The organism is Nonomuraea recticatena, from assembly GCF_039533245.1.
Classification (GTDB): Bacteria; Actinomycetota; Actinomycetes; order Streptosporangiales; family Streptosporangiaceae; genus Nonomuraea; species Nonomuraea roseola.
This window is the reverse complement of the sequence record NZ_BAAATE010000004.1, coordinates 358,840-374,839: the sequence shown is the minus strand read 5'-3', so window position 1 is coordinate 374,839 and position 16,000 is coordinate 358,840. Positions and strand designations below refer to the sequence as shown.

Genomic DNA, 16,000 nt, shown 5'->3' with positions numbered 1-16,000 from the left:
ACACACCGCACCGAATGCTCGTCAATTAGTGACACGCGGTCTTACGGTGCGTGACGTGAGCACATCGAAGACGCCAAGAGCACGTATGCGTCTTCGTGCTGCCCTCAGGGCGGCTCCCGCGATCTCCGGGGCGCTTGGTGCGGCTCTGCTCGGCGCTCGGAGGTGGCCGTGAGCAGCGTGTTGCTTTACCTCGCCATCGTGGTCATGTGGTTGTGCGTCCTGGTGCCGATGTGGTTGCGCAGGGACCGCAGCAACCTGGCCGAGCTGGAGGAGTTCTACGCCGCCGAGGTGACGGGGCCCGTCCCCGTGCTGTCGGTCGCCACTCCCGCCGAGCCGCACGAGGTCGCCGAGCCCGTCGAGACGGACTACGCGCCGCTCTCCGACGACACGATCAGCGAGCTCAACCGGCAGTCGGTGGACCTGCGCAGGCTCAAGGGCCGGCGCCGGGCGATCATCGTAGCGCGCCGCAGGCGGATGTTGTTCTTCTCCATCCTGCTGGTCCTCGCCTCCGTGGTGACCGCCGCCGTCCAGGTCATCCCCTGGTGGGGCGTGGCCCCCGCGGGGGTGCTCATGACGGGCTACCTCACCGTGCTGCGCATGGCCGTACGGGTGGACAGGGAGCGCAGGCAGCGCGCCGTGGAGGCTCGCGCGGCCCGTCTGCGCAGGCTGAGGGAGCGGCAGCGGGCGGAGGCGCTGGCGGCCGAGCAGGCGGAGGCGGAGATCCTGGAGTTCAGGCAGCCGGACGTCCTGTTCGACCAGTACGCCGACCCACCTCGGCGCGCGGTGGGGGACTGAGCGAGACTCTGGCGCAAGGACTCCTGGAAGTTTGCTAATCTAATCGAGGTCGTTGGGGATGTAGCGCAGTCCGGTAGCGCACTTCGTTCGCATCGAAGGGGTCAGGGGTTCGAATCCCCTCATCTCCACCACGAAGTACCAGGTGACAAGGGGTTTCGGAGCTGATCCGAGGCCCCTTTTCGCTGTCTGAGGGCCAATGGGTGCCGCCTCATGCGGACTCTTGCTTCCTTCTTCTGTTATCGCCGAACACGGCGTTCATGGTCTCGGCACCCTTGGTGATCACGGGCTTGAGCTGCTTGCGGTACACAGCTTCCGTGACTCGGGTACCTGCGTTCAGGCTCCCCGGCAGACCGATCCGAATGGCCTATCTCGCCGACCTGCTGGTCGAGTCCGTCCCCAGGGGGGATCGTCAGAACCCGGAAAGCCAAGCGGAGGCGTCGGACGTTGGCTGATCATAGGACGGAGGAGGCCTCATGCGAAGAATGATCGCCTGCCTGTCTTTGGTGCTTCTCCTGTCCTCCTGCGGCGGGGACCATGAGGCCTCGCCCGGCGGGTCCCATGGCGCATCGCGTGACGAGTTCGAGACGCGTGCCAGGGAGGTAGCAGCGCGCTGGCAGGGCTCTGCCGACGACCACGCCTGGCGCAATGGGTTCGTTGCGCTGGAAGTCCTGAACCCGCAGGGATGGAATCACGTGAGCCAAATCCCGGCCTGGGTGAACAGAAGCTCGCACAACGGTGCCTGGCGGCTGGCCGCCAAGCTGCCTGCGAACTCCCCTCACCGCGCCGACGTGCGATGGCCGGACGGCGAGGTCTCGCAGGTGCCGCTCATCTCGGCGGCTAGCGCGTACGAGGAGTTCAGCAAACCGGCGGACCTCATCGAAGAGGAGTGCCCGGCCAAGGGATGCCGCCCGCTCCGGGTCACCGGCGCCAGATTGGGCAAGGTCCCGCTGGAGACCAGCCGCGGCACAATCCAGGTGCCCGCCTGGGTGTTCACCGTCGAAGGAGTCGAGCAGAAGAAGGTCCACGTGGCGGTAGACCCCTCGGCCGTCACCGCCCGTCCCGAACGGATACAGGGAGGGTTCGAAGAGGTGATGGCGTTCGACCTCGTCGCCGGCAAGCCTGACGAGCTGCTTATCCGCTACGGGTTCGGCGCCTGCGACACCGTTCACGGGCCGCGCGCTTACGAGACCGACCAACTGGTGGTGATCGACATGGACGAGGAGGACTCCAGCTCTGGCAAGCTCTGCCCGGCGATTCTCAAGACGGCGACGGCTACCGTCACGCTCACCCGACCGCTCGGCGACCGCCTCGTACTTGACTCCGGCACTGGGCTGCCGGTGCTGCAGGGACTGAACAGGCGCTGACGGCCCGTGGTGCTTGATCTACACCGAACCGGGACTGGGTTCGTTCGTGGCAAAGCGAGACGGGGAAGCTCTCGACCAGCAATAGCTGACAGGGAGCTCCATGCTTCGTTAGGGCCTGTCCTTTGGATCTTGCCGACAGGAAACCTGTCGATCTCGGCCCGTGACAGGCCTACGCTGATCGCATGGCCCATGCAAAGACATCCTTTGTCTGTCTGCCTTGCCGCGCTTCGTACAAGCAGCCCTATCCCGGCGCTGGCCACTACGACCGGTCCTGCCCGCGTTGCGCCGAGCCGCTGATCCACGTCGGTTCAGCCTTTGCGGCCCCGCGTCGGCGGGACAATGCGGCCTGGCGGGTGCTCTCGCTGTTGCTGCACTCGGGTGTCCGCTTCCACAAGAGTTGTTGCGGTGGCCCGGGCTACCGCCCGCGCACGCTCAGCGAAGCACGCGCTCGGATGGCATACGCCCGCACGAACGGGGAGCCGTTCGCTGAGGCTCTGGTGCGCTACGAACTCCCTTGATAGGGAGTTGGCAGCGCGACTGCCGGTCGGAAGGCGAAACGTGCGTCGAATGGAGTCCAGCCATTTTCGTAGCGTTCGTCTTCGATTTGCTGCCAGGCGGCGGCAGTCACGTGATGACCATGACGGTGGGTGCCCTGTGATCACAGTGACTCGCTGAGTGCTAACGTCAGCGCTTCTACCTGCGGCGCGGTGTTCGAGTAAGCGCACATTGGGTCCACCCAGCTCAAAGGCCGCTTCTGAAAGATCAGAGGCGGCCTTTTGCGTTGCCGAGTGACTAACTGAGTGACTACGACTCACGGAGTGGCTGCGGCTTCCCAGCCGTCGTACTCGGCGTTGTACTGAGCTGCCAGGGCGTCGAACAGGTTGCCTGTTTCCCGCACGAAGTCTGGTGAGATCACGGCATCTGCTTCACAGGTCCTTGATCCCAAGCTGGGGCGACCGCTCTTCCAGATCGACGTGCTCACGCTTGGCCCCTGCGGGGTGCTTCGCATGGCGCCGGCCGCTCCGAATCTGCTCCAGGCGATGGCGGTCACGGGACGACCATAACGGTGGGAGTGATGTGGGCCTGCTTTCAGCATGGGACCTGGGTGGGGATGTCGTGGCGAGGTGCTTCCGCCTGATCCTCTTGATCGGGTGGGATCTCGTGGGGCCTGCGATCTCTGAGCCGTTTCTGGCGGGGGCTGACCTCGGGACGTGTCCACCTGACGAAAGTCGGGGTGAGAGCCAGACGATCGTGCACTGTGCCGTACCTGGACGAATTCCTACGTTGGTTCTCGGCAGAAAGAACCTCGGAAGGAAGCCTGATGAAGATGCGCAAGGTCGCGGCGATGACCGGCCTGGCTGGCGTGCTGCTGGCGATGGGGATGACGGCGGCGCAGGCTTCGGCGGTGACGCCGTCGGCTGAGGATCTGAGCGCGAGCGTGATCGACGACTACATGCGCGACTATGTCGAACGGACCGGGTTGCCTGGTGCCACGGTCGCCGTCACCAAGGGTGACCAGGTCGTCCACGTCGCGGGCTATGGCCACACGGCCGGGGGTGAGACGATCACGAAGGGCACCCCGATGCCGCTCGCCTCACTCTCCAAGTCGTTCACGGCCTTGGCGGTGCTGCGTCTCGCCGATGAGCGCAAGATCAGCTTGGATGCTGCCGTACAGACGTATCTCCCCGAATTCACCATGGCTGACCCTCGCGCCGCGAAGATCACTGTGCGCCAGTTGCTTCAGCAGACCTCGGGGATGAGTGACCAGAGCTTCCCGGAGCTGACGCTCGCCGCACCAGACACGCTCAAGGACGCCGTCGGGATGCTGCGAACCGCTCCGCTCGCCAGCGAGCCCGGCACCAAGATGGCCTATCACAACCCCAACTACGCCGTCGCGGCGCGGCTGGTCGAGGTGGTGGCCGGGGTGCCGTTCGCCGACCATATGGCCGCGAACGTGTTCCGCCTGCTCGGCATGACATCGACCGCGACCGTGAACACCACCAGCGACCTGCCCGGCCAGGGTGCGGGTTACATTCGAGCCTATGGCCAGGTCGTCGAGCGCTCGCAGCCGAAGTGGTTCATCAATGGCGGCGCCGGCGTCGTCAGCACCGCCGACGATCTGGCGAGATGGCTGATTGCGCAGAACGGCGCCGGCGGTGTCCTGCCCGAAAAGATCCTGAAGACCGCTCAGAGCGCGTCGGGCGTAGCCGGCAGTACCTACGGGATGGGCTGGTCGGAGGGGAAGACCGAGGGCGGAGCGCCCCGGCTTCAGCACACCGGCTGGCTGCTCACCCACAACTCCGTCCAGACGCTCCTACCTGAGAGCAAGTACGGCATCGCGGTCGTCACCAACACTGGGATGATCTCCGGCGACGACGCGCTTCTCATCACCGACGGCCTGATCGACGTCGTTGAGGGCCGCCCTGTCGCCGGAGCGGCGCCCTTCACCATGTCCGCGGACCTCTGGCTGGCCGGCCTGAGCGTGCTCAACCTCGGACTCGGCATCCTGGGGGTCTACCGTGCCGGCAGTTGGGCCCGCCGCCGCGAGGGCCGGGCCGCCTGGCGTGTGATCGTGAGACTGATTCCGTACGCGGCGCCGATCGTGTTCTTCTTCGGTCTCGCGGACCTGATCGGCTTCGTGATGAACAGGGCGGGCACGCTGGACCAGATCACATATGTGTGGCTCGCGCTGTATGTCTGGGCTGCCACAGCCGCACTCGCCGCTGCCGCCGTCGTCGTCTCTCGTGTCGTCCACCTTGTTCGTGCCCGTGGCGCTCGTGGACGTGCCGGCGAGACGTCCGGACCGCGGGAAACGATCACGTCTCGTGCGTGAAGCAATCAAGGAAGCGCTTTTTGAGCCGTTCTTGAGACGGCTGGACTGAAGTTGACGGGATCCCGTCCGATCGATTGATCGGACGGGATCTTGGTCGTTGTGGTGGGTGGAGCTCAGTACCCGCTGCGGCGAGGGGCGGCGGTCGGGCGGCGGGAGAGATTGGTCCTGCCCGTGGGCTTGAGGTCGCGCGCCGGCTGGTCGTGCCGGTGCGGCGATCGGGCCTGGTGCTCGGTCTTGGCCTGGGTGATGGTGGCGGGGAGTTTGATATGCATGCTTCCTCCTTGGGGTACTAAGCCCTGGTGAGCCAGGTGACCTGGGTGCCGTTGTCGAAGGACTCGCGCCGGGTGGGGGTGAACAGGGTGGGGTTGAACTGTCCGGAGAACATGGGGATGCCCGCGCCCGCCACCACGGGGTAGCTCTTGAGGATGATCTCGTCGATCTCCGGGAGCAGGGAGGCGGCGAGCCTGCCGCCGCCGCAGAGGTAGATGTCCATGCCGGTGTCCTCGGCCTTCAGCCGCCGGACGAGCTCGATCGGGTCGCCGGCCTCCACCTGCACCGTGGGGTCGTCGATCGTCAGCGTGCTGGAGACGACGTACTGGCGCAGGTGGGAGTACGGGCTGGTGGTGGGGACGTCCAGGGCCGGCTCGTAGGTGCCGCGGCCCATCACCAGCGTGTCGAAGACCTTGTTGGGCACGCCCTCGAGGCCGACAAGCTTGCGGACGTGGGTGGGGAGCGTCTCGGGGTAACGGGCGTTGATCCAGGCGGCCATCTGGTCCGACACGGGGTAGAAGTCGAACTCGGCGTTGGGGCCCGCGATGTAGCCGTCGAGCGAGACGGCGATGTAGTAGACAAGCTTTCGCATATCGATCAACTCCCGATGTAGTACTCTGTTTGGAGTGGTCAAAACGTAGTACTACAGACGGAGTGGTGTCAAGTGCGAAGAAATCCCGAACGGCGGCAGGCGCTGATCGACGCGGCCATCGAGGTGCTGGCCAGGGAAGGAGCGCGGGGGCTGACCTTCAGGGCCGTCGATACGGAGGCGGCTGTGCCCCCGGGCACGGCCTCCAACTACTTCGCCAACCGCGACGACCTGTTCACCCAGGTCGGCGGACGGATCTATGAGCGGTTGCTGCCCGACGAGGCCACGATCGCCCGCAGTCAGGAGGGCGTGCAGGACGAAACCCGCTATGCCGAGCTCATGCACGAACTGGTGGACCGGGTCTCGGCCTTCAACTCCGGATACCTGGCCCTGCTCGAGCTCCGGCTGGAGTCCACCCGGCGCCCTGAGCTGCGCGCCGTGCTGACCAAGCGCATCCGCGAGGACATCGACGCCAACATCGGCTACCACGCCACTTCGGGCCTGCCCGGCGACTCGACCTCGGTGGTGCTCCTCTACCTCACCCTGAACTGGCTCATCGTGGAGCGGCTGACACTGCCCGACATCTTCACCGAGCAGGAGATCCACGAGCTGGTGGACGCCGCCGTACAGAGATCGCTGAATGCCTGACCTGTAGGGCCACCCTACGGTCCTGGGAAACGGACGCCAGGCGTCACGGGCCGCTTTCGAGAGATCGGGAGCGGCCAGCCGAGTGACTGCGCCCCCACGGAGTGGCTGCGGCTCCGCAGCCGTCGTATGCGGCGTTGTATCGAGCGCTGTGCCCTTGCCCGCTTGTAATCATGCGATTGATTGATAATATGCGTCCATGCCCGAAGATCAGCTCCAGGCGACGAGCAAAGCGGCGCGTACCAGGGAGCGCATCCTTGATGCGGCCCTCGACGAGTTCTCCGCCAAGGGGTACAGCGGCGCGCGCACCGCGGCCATCGCCAAGCGCGCCGGCGTCAACGTGCAGCTGATCTCTTACTACTTCGGCGGCAAGGAAGGCCTGCTGGAGGAGTTGCTGTCGAGCTGGCAGGAGCGGCGCTCGAAGTTGGTGCCGGCCAGCAAGGCCGAGCCGTTCCTGGAGAGCTTCCGCATGGTGTTGAACGCCACCTTGCGTGATCCCCGGCGGGCCCGTCTCGTGGTGTGGCAGGCGCTGGGTGACTATCCCGGCGACACCGAAGCGCTGGCGCGAGAGTGGCGCACAGTGGCCGCCGCCGCCGTCGAGCAGACGCGCGCCCGCCAGGCGGCGGGAGAGATCAGCGAGGGTCACCCGCCCGAGTTCGTGACGCTGCTTTCGTTCCTGCTCGCCTTCGCCCCGGTCGCGCTACCGCAGGTGATCGAGGAGATCTACGACGTGGATCCGCTGTCAGAGGAGTACCGGCAACGCGTGAGCGAGGCCCTCGCCGCCTTTCTCGATGTACGGCACGCATGAGGCTCGTCTCATGCGTGAAATCATTCAATTGATTGATTAGGGAGTGCCCATGATCCGCGTCCTCGTCACAGGAGCCACCGGCCGGCAGGGCGGAGCCGTGGTCGCACGCCTGCTCAAGCACGGCCATGAGCCAGTCGCCTACGTCCGCGACCCCACGACATCATCTACGTCATCGGCCGGTACGGCCTCCAGCCGCCGTGCCGCCTCGGCCGCGGTGATGTCGGCCACGCAGGCGATGCTGAAGCCGTCGTCGTCGAAGCGCTCCAGCGTGGCGATCAGGCGTCCGGCCTCGGACACGGCGGCGCTCTCGGCGGCGGACAGGCCGGGCTCGCCGTCGGGGAGAGCGAACAGATCTGGGGTGGGGGTGGCAAGGCTGAGTCGTCCGGGGGACCAGCCGTCCATCATCGGCCGCCACGGGTCCGCTCCGGCGGTGACCAGGGCGCGGGCGTTGTCTGGGCGGTTGTTGAAGACGGCCTCCCAGAGGGCGGTACGACCTTCGCGCTCCGCATCGACGTCATCGACGCGCCGGGCCAGTTCAGCGACCACCTCGGGCGAACCGCACCTGGCCGCCGCATGAAGCGGCCGTTCGTGGAAGAACGCTCCTGCATTCGGGTCGGCGCCCGCGTCGAGCCGGGCGCGGATCAGGCTGAGGTCCGACCAGCCGTCCCAGCCGATGCCGGACCATCTGGATCCGTCGTTGACGGCCATGGCACTCCTTGAGGGGATGTACGGAAGATGTCAACGCCGATCATGGCGGCCGAGGCCGACAGATTCGGGGCCGCGGTCCGTCAACGAGAGGGCGGCGTCCTGCGCCGTGCGAGACCACTGGTGCCCGCGTGATCGAATGTGATCTCCGTGTGGGGCGATTCCGGGTACGTCTGCCGGACGTGCGGCGATTGATCATGTCCCGCGGGTTATGGCTCGCGTTGTCGGCGGCCATGGTGGCAGCGACGATCGTGGTGATCGCGCGTTCTCGCCGACGCCCGCCAGGACCACGTCCGGTCCGGCAGGAGGAGGCGGTTTCCGACGCCTCGCTCCCGGCCCGGACGGAGAGCGCACCCGCGTCGCCATGGCCTCCCGTCCCGGTCCTTGGCACCCCCACCGCGGACGATCTCCAGCGCTACACCGCCAGGCCGTCCGTCCTCGACGGTCCCGCGTTCGCGAAGATGTTCGAAGAAAGAGAGCCGAGGCAGCCGCTGGACGAAGCCGTCCGACGCCGCCTGACCCGGTGGGGCATGGCAGGACTGGCCCTTCTCCTGCTGGCTGGGGGCGCTCACGTCCTGGAGTCTGCGGTCTTCTCCAAGGAATCGGGCGGAGCGGCCAGCGTCGCGTCCCCATGCGCCGAGGTTCCTCCGGAAATCCGTGGCGGTTGCTCGCTCGCCGAGATCGCGACGCTGGAGGGTCCGGACAGCGACAGTGGAGAGGCGTACGGGCAGGGCGCTACCTATCAATCGGGTCCCGACGCGGACTGCCGGCCCGAGAACGCCACCCCGCGAGTGAGGAAGCTCAACGCGAAGGTGGTCAGAGCAGTGGACCGGCAGTGGCGAAGGATCGAGGCCTGGCTGAAGACCAACGCTCCGAGGAGCCATCGCACGCTCGGCAAGCCGGGAGAGCCTGAGGTCATCGCGGCGGCGGAGGCGGAGATGGGCTCCCTGTTCCCCGATGACCTGCGGGCCTCGCTGCTGCGGCACGATGGGATCGTCCACCTGGACGACATCGGGGCTTTCGGCTTCCTGGGCCACTCGAACGCGAGTGTCCGCGAGATCCGGGACACCTGGCGACAGCTGTGCCTGATCGACGATGAGGACGACGGCACCCAGGGGTTCACCGATCCCCGAACGGAATGGTGGGACGGGCGCATGCTGCCCTTCGGCTCCGACGGGCTGGGTAACCACCTCGTGGTCGACTCGGTGAAGCGCGACGTCGGCGACACCGATCACGAGGGCATCATGAGCTTCACGCCCGGAGGGGTCCGGATCCGCTCGTACTACGCCCTGCTGAAGGCCACCGCCGACGCCATGGAGGACGGCGGCACCATCGGCTACTGGAAGCCCGAGGCAGTCGCCGGCGCGCTCCGCTGGAAGGCCCTCTGAGCTCCTGGACGCCAGGAGCGCACCGAGACCGCTGCGACCCGGCCTCAGGTCACAATCAGGGACACATGATCCGTGTCCACGCCTACACCCCATGATCACGGGTAGCGCTGAGCAACCATCCCACACCCCCGATGGAAAGGAAGCTCAGTGATCACCCTCATTCTGCTCATCTTCGCGCTGGTCTGCTTCGTCCTCGCCGCCCTCAACGTCGGCGGAGGCCGCGTCAACCTGATCGCACTGGGCCTGGCCCTATGGGTCCTCACCGAGATCATCCCGAAGATCGGGGAGCTGTAACCGGTAGGAGCACGCGTTGCGGTGTCGAGTTCGACGCCACTGCTGCGAGCGCGCGCGGCAGTTCCATCCCGCCCGCTCCGGCGCGGGAGGCGACCGGCAGGAGCCGCGGGTCGCCGACGACGGGGCGGGCGGTGGCGACGCGCTGCCGCTCGCCTCCCGGCCTCTCGTGCGGACGGTGGCCGAGCCGATGTCCGAGCCCCATCCGCTCCGGCGTCCCGGCGGCCCGCGGACGGCGCCCGCACAGCGAGAGCCCGAGCGGAGCAGCCGTCCGCCACGTTGTCCGACGCCGGTACCCCGGGTGGTCACTCGCTGGAATCACTGTGCGGGAGGGCAGGCCGGGTGCGTGGTGACCCGGAAGAATTCCAGACGGATCGAGGGGTCGTCTGGGAGGGCTATCGCCCTGGCCTGCGGGGTCGTGGCCCAGCAGGCGGGCAGGAGGAAGTAGCGCTGGTTGGAACGGATCAGCAGGCGCAGCCCTGCGTAGCGATAGTGGAACTTCGCGGCCGCGTCGGGGAGTGGGCTCTCCGTGATGCCGAGACCCTCCAGGTACAGGCGTTGTGGCGCGTAGATGACCACCCCTGGTAGACGTGTCGGATCGCTTCGCAGCTGCTCGGCCGCTGCCGCTCCGCGAAGCTGGGCGTATACGGCGACCGACCACAGCAGCAGGAGGGCGAGAAGAGCCACGAAGACGGCCCGCCGGACGGTTCGGACGGTGGCGGGCTCAGCGCTGTGTCCCGCAGGCCGGGGATTGATCATCGCGTGGAGGGAGGCGCTGTAGCCGAGCGCCAGCACACCGAGCGCGACGCAGATCGGAGCGACGGGGGCTCTCACCCTCAGCTCCACCCAGCCCACCGTTCCGAGGACACCGACCAGGACGGCGGCGAACCCGAACAAGCCCAGTTCGATCACGAGCCACCGCATGACGGCCTGGTGAGCGGCCATATGGCGAACCAGCAACGCGTGCGCAGGGAGTGCGATCAAAAGTGCGAGGAGGACCATGGCCAGCGGCTCGATGGTCGATCCCACGCTGCGCAGCGCGTAGTCCTGGATGGACAGGCCGAGCAGGCTCTGATCCACGCCGAGGCTGCTGAAGGTGGTGTTGGTGCGCACCGATCCGAAATAGACCAGGAGCGCCGCGATGATCGTGGTCGGCGTGACGACATGGGCGAGGAGGCTCCACAGGCCGGCCACGTCCTGGCCGACGTCGCCGCTGTTGTCGCGAGGGTCAGACTTCTTCATGATCGGCGGCTCCGGGCGAGCGGCGTCTACGATTCGTCCGGCGCGGGCTGGTCAGTATCGTTCTCCTCGGGCTCCGGCTCCGGCTCGGGCTCGGGCTCGGGGTCGTCCGTATCGCCGGGATCCGGCCCCGTCTCGTCGTCAGTGGACGGGGTGTCGCTCGGGGTGGGTTCGAGGCTGGTGCTCGGAGGAGTCGTCGGCGTCTCCTCGTCGGATGGGGACACGGTCGAGCCGGGCGTCGCGCCTACGCACTCTGGGATGGATTCGGGCGCCGGTGCCGTCGCGCATGCCTCCTTGAGGTAGCGATCCGTGTTCTTCCCGAGCTTCGAGAGCAGGGCGAGGGTCTCTCGAGCCTTGTCGTGCTCCCCGGTCGCCGTATAGCTGATCAACTTGGCGTGGTACATGAGCTCGAGCAGCTGGGGGCGCGTCTCCGCGGGCAGGTCTTCGCGGATTCGGTCGGCTGCGGCGAGGCTTTTGAGCGCTTGCTTGTACTGTCCGAGGCTGGCTTTGGCCGCTCCTGCGCACACCAGTGCGACGGCCGTCGCGCTGGAGTCGCCTTCGCCGTCCTCAGGGGTCGGTTGCTGGTGTGCGAACTGGTCCATCCTGTCCGCCGCCACCTGGTACTGACCGCTCGCGAGCAGCTTCTGGCATTCCCTGCACACGGCGAGGGTCGCGTCGGGAACGTCTCCGCCTCCCGTCTGCGGCACGATCTCACCCTCCGGCTTGATGGCCGGCTTGGTCGACGGTCGCGACGCCGGCGACGGGTCCGGACGGCCTGCGCACCCACTCACCAGCGCCATGCCGGCGGTGAGCATCACGACGGCCGCTGACAAGGCCCTCCCCATGGACTCCCCCTGATCCCTGCCCGCATCGCCCGCGCCCTCGGCCGCAGACGGGCGAGTGTTCATCGCCCGCAGGCCTTCGCCGCCGCGCCCACCGCCCACCGCCCCGCGTGGCCCGAGGCGGTGTCGTGCTGCCGCCTCACGGACACATGCCCAGGTCATACCGCGTCGAGACCTGAGCCACTCTCGTGAGGGCCCAAAATCCTCTTGCCCCGTCCGTCCCCTCCTGGAGCCCTTGGCGATCCTGGATGCGGACGGGGCGGCATGCTCTCGGTCATCCTGTCCAAGGCGTTCCTGCTGGCCGCGGACGCCGCCATCACCGATCCCTCCATCACCCGCCAGCTCCACAACTAGCCGGCCCCGCAGGGGCGGGGGTTAGCCTGGCAGGAGCACCACCTCGGGAGGTGTCATGCGCATGGGCCTGACGCGTGGCGTGCTCGTACCCGTCGTCTTCCGCATCGTGCAGGTGGTCCTGCTGCCGCCCGCGGTTCTCGGCTACCTGCTCTGGGTGGTCAGGTTGCTGCTCCACACCCGCAGGACCGGCGTGTCGGCCACGGTGCTCGCCTCCGTCTACACCCGGTGGATGCAGCACAGGCTGGGCACCAGGCCCGACGGGCCGTGCGACAGGCTGATGGCCGTGCTGCCCAACGTCTCTCCGTGGGGGCTCAGGCTGGCGACCAATCCCACGCTGGTCGCGCACCGGCTGACGGGGTACGTCCCGAGGATCTATCGCTACCCCTACCCCGGCGTGCCGCCGATCCATCACCAGCCCGCCGCCAGGACGACCTTCTTCGACCAGGCGCTCGCACCGCGCCTCGGCGATCAGGTGGTCGTTCTCGGTGCGGGGCTCGACACTCGCGGGTACCTGCGGCCGATGCGGTGCTTCGAGATCGACACGCCGAGGTCCCAGGCGTTCAAGCGGGAGGCGCTGAGGAGGGCGGGGGTCGACACGGCGGGTGTCGTGTTCGTGCCCGCGGACTTCGAGAAGGACGACTGGCTCGAGCGGCTGGTCGAGGCGGGCTTCGATCCGGGCAGACCGAGCTTCTTCCTGTGGGAGTCGGTGACGATGTACCTGGACAGGCAGGCGGTCGAGAAGACGTTGCGGGGGATCGCGGGGCTCGGCGGCACCGTCGCCTTCGACTACTTCTCCTCGGCGGCGCTCGAGGACGGCGCGCTCATCATGCGCTACGCCAGGACCGCGGTCAGGATCGTCGGCGAGCCGTTCACCTTCGGGATCGACACCACTCCGCCGGCGCGGACCAGGGCCGCGGCCTTCCTCGAGTCGTGCGGCCTGACGCTGGTGGAGCACCGCGCCTTCGGGCGCGAGTCGGCCCGCAGGGCCGTGCCGGCCGCCTTCGTCATCGCTCGTAGCTCTTCAGGGAGATCGCGGTAGCGGCTCGGTGGATCGGCTCGACGACCTTGGCGGCCAAGCGGTCCTTGCCGGGCAGGCGCGCCATGAGCGACAGCATCGTCATCGCGAACCAGACCTGCGCCCTGCTTCGCATCACCATCTGCCTGATGTTCTTGGGGCCGAGCTTCTGGTTCTCCTCGGCGAAGTGCCGCAGCTCGCTCTCGTATCGGTCGAAGCCCTTCGCGTGGTCGCCGTCCGCCGAGGCGAGCTCGCCCGCCAGGACGTACGCGCCGACCAGCGCCAGACTGGTGCCCTGACCCGATGCCGGTGAGGCGCAGTAGGCGGCGTCGCCGACCAGGGTGACCCTGCCGGAGGACCAGCGGTCCATGCGCACCTGGCTGAGGGTGTCGAAGTAGAAGTCCTCGGCGTCGGCCATGCCGCGCAGCAGCTCGGGGACCTCCCACCCTTCGTCCTTGTAGGCCTCGGCCAGCCGCCGCTGCTGCTGGGCGCGGTCACGGCGGTCGAAGGCCTCGCGGTCCGCGGCGAACAGGAACATCGCCTTCGCCCCCGTGTCCTTGGCGGTGCTGTAGGTCAGGGCCGTACGGCCGGCGCCCACGTAGGTGAGCTCCCACCGGTCGAGGCCGAGGTGGTTGGGGACGCTGAAGATCGAGACGTGGTACCCCATGTCGCGGACGAACCGCTCCTCGGGCCCGAAGGCCAGCGCGCGGGTGTGGGAGTGCAGCCCGTCCGCGCCGACCACCACGTCGTAGCGGGCCTTCCTGCCGCTGTCGAAGACGACGTCGACCCCGTCGGGGCCGTCGGCGAGCGAGGCGATGGCGTCGTCGAAGAGGTAGTCGACCTCGTCCCTGGTGAGGTCGTAGATGAGGCGGTTGAGGTCGCCCCGCAGGATCTCCGCGTCCTCGCCCGTCCTGCCGCCGAAGGTGTCGCCGTCCATGCTGGCCACCCGCCTGCCCGCCGCGTTGACGATCGAGCCGCCCCGCACGTCGGTGCGCTCGCGGCGGACCGCCTCGAGGAGGCCCATGCGCGTGATCACCTCCAGCGCCGCTCCTCGAATGTCGATCTTGTAGCCGCCTTCGCGGATCGCGGGCGCCCGCTCGACGACGGTCGGGGTGCAGCCGTGACGGCGCAGCCAGTAGGCCAGGGCGGTGCCTGCGATGCCGGCGCCGGAGATCAGGACGTTCATGCGCACTCCTTGGTGAGGTATCCACGACCATACACACGTCTCACACAGTTGTGCAATACATATGTCTGAGACGGTAGTGCGGTATGTCTGTGCTGGACACTAAGGTGGGCGGCATGGAAACGAAGGCTCTGGCGGCAGCCGGAATCACGGTGGTGCTCTGGGCTTCGGCCTTCGTGGCGATCCGCAGCGCGGGGGCGGAATACAGTCCTGGCGCGCTCGCGCTCGGGCGGCTCCTGGCCGGGTCGGCCGTCCTCGTGGTCATCTGGCTGGCGCGAGGCGGAGGGTTCCCGCCGAGAGCGGCATGGCCGGGCATCCTCGGCTCCGGCGTGCTGTGGTTCGGGCTCTACATGGTGGCCCTCAACTGGGGTGAGCAGCTCGTCGACGCGGGCACCGCGGCCATGGTGGTCAACATCGGCCCCATCGTCATCGCCCTCCTCGGCGGCTGGCTGCTCAAGGAGGGCTTCCCTCGGGCCCTCTTCGCCGGCCTCGCGATGTCGTTCGCGGGCGCGGCGGTCGTGGGGCTGTCGATGTCCGAGGGCGGGAGCTCGTCGGTGGCGGGGGTGCTGCTGTGCCTGCTGGCGGCCGTCTCGTACGGCGTCGGCGTCGTCTTCCAGAAGCCCGCTCTGCGCCACGCCAGCGCCTTGCAGGTGACGACGTTCGGCTGCGTGGTCGGCACGGTGGCGTGCCTGCCGTTCGCCGGCCAGCTGGTCGCGGAGGCCTCCACGGCCTCGCTGGGAGCCACGCTGAACGTGGTCTATCTGGGCGTCTTCCCGACCGCCCTGGCCTTCACCACCTGGGCCTATGCCCTGGCCAGGACGACGTCGGGGAAGATGGGCGCCACCACGTACGTGACTCCCGCACTCGTGGTGCTGATGTCATGGGTGGCGCTGGGGGAGGTGCCTGGGTGGCTGACCCTGCTGGGCGGCCTGCTCTGCCTGGTCGGGGTGGGCGTCTCACGGATGAGGCCCAGGAGGCTAAGCGGCCAGAGCGTGGGCTGACCTGCGGCCGGCCTGGCGGGCCAGCGGGTAGAAGGAGATCAGCAGGCAGATGGCGCCGAGCGGGATGAAGTCACGCTCGATGGTCGGCAGGGCGAAGTCGAGCACGACGAGCACGGGGGTCCAGGCCCTGACCTTGCGCTGCGCGGCCAGCTGAACGATCAGGGAGACCTGGGCGAGGTAGAACAGGAACGGCAGGCCGGTGTAGATCGCGATCTCGATGCCAGGGATCGACTGGATCCTGTCGAAGTGCTCGCCCATCGCCGCGTGGTCGGCGGAGATGAAGCCGACGACGATGTCGATGACGAACTGGATGGCCACGGCGGTGACGCCGACGAAGCCGAGCACGACGCCGGTGGTGGCGAGCGCTCCCTTGCCCGCCATGCGGCGCAGCTCCAGGAAGATCGGGACGAACAGCGCAAGGGCGGCGAGGAAGGCCAGGTGGCCGGCGGTCCAGGCGAATCCCGGGCCACGCTCGCCGTCCAGGCCGTCGAGGAAGCGGAGGATGCCGTAGGCGAGAACGAACAGGGGGGCGGCGATGAACGCGAACTTCTTCATGCCGAGAATCCTCGCGAAACGGCGCCCCTGTGTGATCGCCGGAGCGGGCGATCCTCCGACTCACTCTTGAGAGGGATCCGCCTCCCTCGCGCGGCCCCGGGGCAAGCAAGCATGGGCGAACGT

Annotated in this window: 18 protein-coding genes, 1 tRNA gene and 1 pseudogene; 12 read left to right on the top strand and 8 right to left on the bottom strand. The window is 67.8% G+C overall.

Annotation, left to right across the window (positions count from 1 at the left end; all coding sequences use genetic code 11):
• The first annotated feature begins 168 nt into the window (after nucleotides 1-168).
• From sepX to ABFX50_RS10680, 3 genes are all read left to right on the top strand, one after another.
• Nucleotides 169-795: a divisome protein SepX/GlpR gene (sepX, locus tag ABFX50_RS10690; RefSeq protein WP_346145450.1), complete on the top strand. Its 627-nt coding sequence runs from the start codon at nucleotides 169-171 to the stop codon at nucleotides 793-795.
• A 54-nt stretch (nucleotides 796-849) separates the two neighbouring features.
• Nucleotides 850-926: transfer RNA gene (locus ABFX50_RS10685), tRNA-Ala, on the top strand.
• A 342-nt stretch (nucleotides 927-1,268) separates the two neighbouring features.
• The gene (locus tag ABFX50_RS10680) at nucleotides 1,269-2,159 is read left to right on the top strand and encodes a hypothetical protein (RefSeq protein ID WP_346145448.1); all 891 of its coding nucleotides are present in this window, start codon (nucleotides 1,269-1,271) and stop codon (nucleotides 2,157-2,159) included.
• Nucleotides 2,160-2,970: 811 nt separating this feature from the next.
• Here the strand turns inward: ABFX50_RS10680 and ABFX50_RS10675 are convergent.
• Nucleotides 2,971-3,210: a hypothetical protein gene (locus ABFX50_RS10675; RefSeq protein WP_346145446.1), complete on the bottom strand. Its 240-nt coding sequence runs from the start codon at nucleotides 3,208-3,210 to the stop codon at nucleotides 2,971-2,973.
• 270 nt (nucleotides 3,211-3,480) lie between these two features.
• On the opposite strand from ABFX50_RS10675, the gene ABFX50_RS10670 reads away from it, so the two are divergent.
• A complete protein-coding gene (locus ABFX50_RS10670) occupies nucleotides 3,481-4,992 on the top strand; it encodes a serine hydrolase domain-containing protein (protein ID WP_346145444.1) in 1,512 nt (503 codons plus the stop codon).
• Nucleotides 4,993-5,105: 113 nt separating this feature from the next.
• Here ABFX50_RS10670 and ABFX50_RS10665 read toward each other — a convergent pair whose 3' ends face one another.
• Nucleotides 5,106-5,264 carry a hypothetical protein gene (locus tag ABFX50_RS10665; protein ID WP_183654975.1) on the bottom strand — a complete coding sequence of 53 codons (159 nt, stop codon included), beginning with the start codon at nucleotides 5,262-5,264 and terminating at the stop codon, nucleotides 5,106-5,108.
• Between the two features lie 17 nt (nucleotides 5,265-5,281).
• Nucleotides 5,282-5,854 carry a dihydrofolate reductase family protein gene (locus tag ABFX50_RS10660; RefSeq protein ID WP_346145442.1) on the bottom strand — a complete coding sequence of 191 codons (573 nt, stop codon included), beginning with the start codon at nucleotides 5,852-5,854 and terminating at the stop codon, nucleotides 5,282-5,284.
• 72 nt (nucleotides 5,855-5,926) lie between these two features.
• On the opposite strand from ABFX50_RS10660, the gene ABFX50_RS10655 reads away from it, so the two are divergent.
• The 3 genes and pseudogenes from ABFX50_RS10655 to ABFX50_RS10645 form a co-directional block, all read left to right on the top strand.
• The gene (locus tag ABFX50_RS10655) at nucleotides 5,927-6,499 is read left to right on the top strand and encodes a TetR family transcriptional regulator (RefSeq protein ID WP_183654980.1); all 573 of its coding nucleotides are present in this window, start codon (nucleotides 5,927-5,929) and stop codon (nucleotides 6,497-6,499) included.
• Nucleotides 6,500-6,695: 196 nt separating this feature from the next.
• Nucleotides 6,696-7,304 carry a TetR/AcrR family transcriptional regulator gene (locus ABFX50_RS10650; protein ID WP_346145440.1) on the top strand — a complete coding sequence of 203 codons (609 nt, stop codon included), beginning with the start codon at nucleotides 6,696-6,698 and terminating at the stop codon, nucleotides 7,302-7,304.
• A gap of 49 nt (nucleotides 7,305-7,353) precedes the next feature.
• A pseudogene (locus ABFX50_RS10645) lies at nucleotides 7,354-7,419 on the top strand (hypothetical protein); the annotation flags it as partial.
• Nucleotides 7,420-7,442: 23 nt separating this feature from the next.
• On the opposite strand, the gene ABFX50_RS10640 reads toward ABFX50_RS10645, so the two are convergent.
• Nucleotides 7,443-8,012 carry an ankyrin repeat domain-containing protein gene (locus ABFX50_RS10640; RefSeq protein ID WP_346145438.1) on the bottom strand — a complete coding sequence of 190 codons (570 nt, stop codon included), beginning with the start codon at nucleotides 8,010-8,012 and terminating at the stop codon, nucleotides 7,443-7,445.
• 458 nt (nucleotides 8,013-8,470) lie between these two features.
• Between ABFX50_RS10640 and ABFX50_RS10635 the strand changes: the two genes are divergently transcribed.
• Nucleotides 8,471-9,397: an SMI1/KNR4 family protein gene (locus ABFX50_RS10635; protein WP_346145436.1), complete on the top strand. Its 927-nt coding sequence runs from the start codon at nucleotides 8,471-8,473 to the stop codon at nucleotides 9,395-9,397.
• A gap of 147 nt (nucleotides 9,398-9,544) precedes the next feature.
• Nucleotides 9,545-9,691, top strand: coding sequence for a hypothetical protein (locus ABFX50_RS10630; protein WP_183654990.1), 147 nt, complete (start codon nucleotides 9,545-9,547; stop codon nucleotides 9,689-9,691).
• Between the two features lie 315 nt (nucleotides 9,692-10,006).
• Here ABFX50_RS10630 and ABFX50_RS10625 read toward each other — a convergent pair whose 3' ends face one another.
• Both ABFX50_RS10625 and ABFX50_RS10620 read right to left on the bottom strand, forming a co-directional pair.
• Nucleotides 10,007-10,930 carry a hypothetical protein gene (locus ABFX50_RS10625; RefSeq protein WP_346145434.1) on the bottom strand — a complete coding sequence of 308 codons (924 nt, stop codon included), beginning with the start codon at nucleotides 10,928-10,930 and terminating at the stop codon, nucleotides 10,007-10,009.
• Between the two features lie 26 nt (nucleotides 10,931-10,956).
• A complete protein-coding gene (locus ABFX50_RS10620; protein WP_346145432.1) occupies nucleotides 10,957-11,760 on the bottom strand; it encodes a tetratricopeptide repeat protein in 804 nt (267 codons plus the stop codon).
• 273 nt (nucleotides 11,761-12,033) lie between these two features.
• Between ABFX50_RS10620 and ABFX50_RS51810 the strand changes: the two genes are divergently transcribed.
• Both ABFX50_RS51810 and ABFX50_RS10615 read left to right on the top strand, forming a co-directional pair.
• Nucleotides 12,034-12,123 carry a DUF7737 domain-containing protein gene (locus ABFX50_RS51810; RefSeq protein WP_452464799.1) on the top strand — a complete coding sequence of 30 codons (90 nt, stop codon included), beginning with the start codon at nucleotides 12,034-12,036 and terminating at the stop codon, nucleotides 12,121-12,123.
• 61 nt (nucleotides 12,124-12,184) lie between these two features.
• Nucleotides 12,185-13,162 carry a class I SAM-dependent methyltransferase gene (locus ABFX50_RS10615; RefSeq protein WP_346145430.1) on the top strand — a complete coding sequence of 326 codons (978 nt, stop codon included), beginning with the start codon at nucleotides 12,185-12,187 and terminating at the stop codon, nucleotides 13,160-13,162.
• Here ABFX50_RS10615 and ABFX50_RS10610 read toward each other — a convergent pair.
• Nucleotides 13,128-14,324 (bottom strand): FAD-dependent monooxygenase, encoded by a 1,197-nt coding sequence (locus ABFX50_RS10610; protein ID WP_346145428.1) that lies wholly within the window; start codon nucleotides 14,322-14,324, stop codon nucleotides 13,128-13,130. The two genes, ABFX50_RS10615 and ABFX50_RS10610, sit on opposite strands and share 35 nt — an antisense overlap.
• A gap of 113 nt (nucleotides 14,325-14,437) precedes the next feature.
• Between ABFX50_RS10610 and ABFX50_RS10605 the strand changes: the two genes are divergently transcribed.
• Complete coding sequence (locus ABFX50_RS10605; RefSeq protein ID WP_346145426.1) at nucleotides 14,438-15,322, top strand: DMT family transporter; 885 nt, start codon at nucleotides 14,438-14,440, stop codon at nucleotides 15,320-15,322.
• On the opposite strand, the gene ABFX50_RS10600 is transcribed toward ABFX50_RS10605, so the two are convergent.
• Nucleotides 15,299-15,877: a hypothetical protein gene (locus ABFX50_RS10600; RefSeq protein WP_346145424.1), complete on the bottom strand. Its 579-nt coding sequence runs from the start codon at nucleotides 15,875-15,877 to the stop codon at nucleotides 15,299-15,301. The two genes, ABFX50_RS10605 and ABFX50_RS10600, sit on opposite strands and share 24 nt — an antisense overlap.
• Nucleotides 15,878-16,000 lie beyond the last annotated feature (123 nt).